Raw genomic sequence first — 2,359 nt, forward strand, 5'->3', positions numbered from 1 at the left:
TCTGGTTTCCAGCGCGATGATCGACCGCGTCGTCAACGACATTGGCCGTAAGCTGGTAGAAGTACCGGTTGGTTTCAAATGGTTCGTTGATGGTTTGTTCGATGGCAGCTTCGGTTTCGGCGGTGAAGAGAGCGCCGGCGCATCCTTCCTGCGTTTCGATGGCTCAGCCTGGTCAACCGATAAAGACGGCATCATTATGTGTCTACTGGCCGCTGAAATCACAGCGGTCACCGGCAAGAACCCGCAGCAGCATTATGACGAGCTGGCAGAGCGCTTTGGTGCGCCAAGCTATAACCGTCTGCAGGCTCCGGCGACTTCGGCACAGAAAGCGGCGCTGTCTAAGCTGTCACCAGAAATGGTGAGCGCAGATACGCTGGCGGGTGATCCAATCACCGCACGCCTGACTGCCGCGCCGGGTAACGGTGCGTCGATTGGTGGTCTGAAAGTGATGACGGAAAACGGCTGGTTTGCCGCGCGTCCATCAGGTACCGAAGACGCTTACAAAATCTACTGTGAAAGCTTCCTGGGTGCTGAACATCGTCAGCAAATCGAGAAAGAAGCGGTTGAGATTGTTAGCGAAGTGCTGAAAAACGCCTGATAGGGCAGTGAAGAGAAAAGGCCGCTTAGCGGCCTTTTTTATGGCATAAATCGATAGCCGATGCCGGTTTCGGTCAGCAAATGGCTGGGCTGCGTGGGATTCGCTTCCAGCTTCTGCCGCAAGTGGCCCATATAAATGCGCAAATAGTGGCTGTGCTCCACCGCATTTGGGCCCCAAACTTGATTCAGCAACTGACGCTGAGTCAGCACTTTTCCGGCATTATTCAGTAGCAAGCTCAGCAGACGAAATTCGGTCGGCGTCAAATGCACTTCCTGTTGGTTGCGCAGCACGCGCCGTGCCGCCAAATCAACGCTCACTTCGCCAAATTTCACAATCGGTTCAGGCTGGCTGCTTTGATGACGACGCAGCGCCACACGCACACGCGCCAGCAGTTCACCAATGCCAAACGGTTTGGTGAGATAATCATCCGCACCAGCATCCAGCGCATCAATCTTATCCTGTTCATCGCTACGCGCAGACAGCACAATCACTGGCATGCTGCTCCACTGGCGCACTTCACGAATAAAATCATTGCCATCACCATCCGGCAAGCCGAGATCGAGGATCACCAGATCGGGCTTACGCGTCGCCGCTTCAATCAGGCCGCGCTGCAGTTGCTCTGCTTCCACAATTTTCAGGCCTTCGCTCTCCAGCGCCAGGCGTACGAAACGGCGAATCTCTTTTTCATCTTCCACTATCAAGATGGTCGTCACGCTGCCTCCAGCGGCAAAAAAGTTAACGCATCACTTTAGCAATAAAGCGGCCCGGCGTCCGTCACGAAGTTTTTAACTTGAAGAGATCGTTTAATTCACAATTTTGTAACTAACTTTCATCACCACACGAATTGCTGAAAAAAAGCGCAAATAAAGTGGTCGGATGAGTAGTAAAATTACACAACAACGGGTAATATCTGAACCAGATCACATTTCAACGTAATGTTTACCACAAGGGGGCCAAAAAATGGATCGAGCATATCCACTGTATAAAATCGTACTGCGCCGCGTGCTGGTGGTAGCAATCGGTTTACTGGCGCTGCCAGTGATGTTATTCCGCTCGGATCGCGCGCGTTTGTACAGTTACCTGCATCGTATGTGGTGCAAAACCAGCACTAAACCGGTCTGGCTAGCGCAGTCGGAAGCGGCTGCCGGTATTCACTGGTAAGCGATTTCAGCGCAGTATTAACCCGGCGACTTCCCGCGAAGCGCCGGGTTTTTTTATCGATAAATTCACGCCCACCGCGCGTTAGCGCTGTTATCCCCGCGCATTTCAGCTACACTTAAAACCTCTACAAGATTTCTGAGGTTGTACAAGTATGAGCGAGAAAATTCCTGTTGGTATCAGCGCTTGCCTGCTCGGAGATAACGTCCGATTTGATGGCGGCCACAAACGTTTTGCCTTCGCCACGGACGAACTCGTGCCATTTGTGCGCTTTGAACCTGTATGCCCCGAAATGGCGATTGGCTTACCGACGCCCCGTCCGGCTTTGCGGCTGGTAAAAGAGAGCGATGAAAATATCCATCTCTGTTTCAGTAAAGATGGCGGCGAAGAGGTGACAGAAGAGATGCAGCGCTGGTCCGCTGAGCGGGTCAAGTCGCTGCATCATCTGTGCGGCTACATTTTGTGTGCCAAATCGCCAAGCTGTGGATTGGAACGCGTCCGCGTTTACGAGCCTGAAACCAACAACAACCGTAAAGCAGGCACCGGCATGTTTACTGCATTTCTGCAGAAAGAGATGCCGTGGCTGCCGCTGGAAGAGGATGG

General features: G+C 52.7%; 3 protein-coding genes and 1 pseudogene. 3 read left to right on the forward strand and 1 reads right to left on the reverse strand.

The window, feature by feature from the left end:
- Nucleotides 1-598: pseudogene (locus tag RTY00_RS23600) on the forward strand (phosphoglucomutase, alpha-D-glucose phosphate-specific); the annotation flags it as partial.
- Between the two features lie 38 nt (nt 599-636).
- On the opposite strand, the gene kdpE reads toward RTY00_RS23600, so the two are convergent.
- Nucleotides 637-1,311, reverse strand: a complete 675-nt coding sequence (gene kdpE, locus RTY00_RS23605) for a two-component system response regulator KdpE (RefSeq protein ID WP_008107021.1) — start codon at nt 1,309-1,311, stop codon at nt 637-639.
- A gap of 247 nt (nt 1,312-1,558) precedes the next feature.
- Between kdpE and RTY00_RS23610 the strand changes: the two genes are divergently transcribed.
- Both RTY00_RS23610 and RTY00_RS23615 read left to right on the forward strand, forming a co-directional pair.
- A complete protein-coding gene (locus RTY00_RS23610; RefSeq protein WP_008107019.1) occupies nt 1,559-1,759 on the forward strand; it encodes a YbfA family protein in 201 nt (66 codons plus the stop codon).
- 151 nt (nt 1,760-1,910) lie between these two features.
- The coding region (locus tag RTY00_RS23615) for a DUF523 domain-containing protein (RefSeq protein WP_312666584.1) at nt 1,911-2,359 on the forward strand (449 nt) is incomplete at its 3' end.

It is taken from the genome of Pantoea sp. CTOTU49201, assembly GCF_032054795.1.
Taxonomy (GTDB): Bacteria; Pseudomonadota; Gammaproteobacteria; order Enterobacterales; family Enterobacteriaceae; genus Pantoea; species Pantoea symbiotica.

Bases quoted from the DNA above. Each gene is read 5' to 3' on its own strand.
- RTY00_RS23610 (WP_008107019.1), top strand. From the start codon at position 1,559: ATGGATCGAGCATATCCACTGTATAAAATCGTACTGCGCCGCGTGCTG.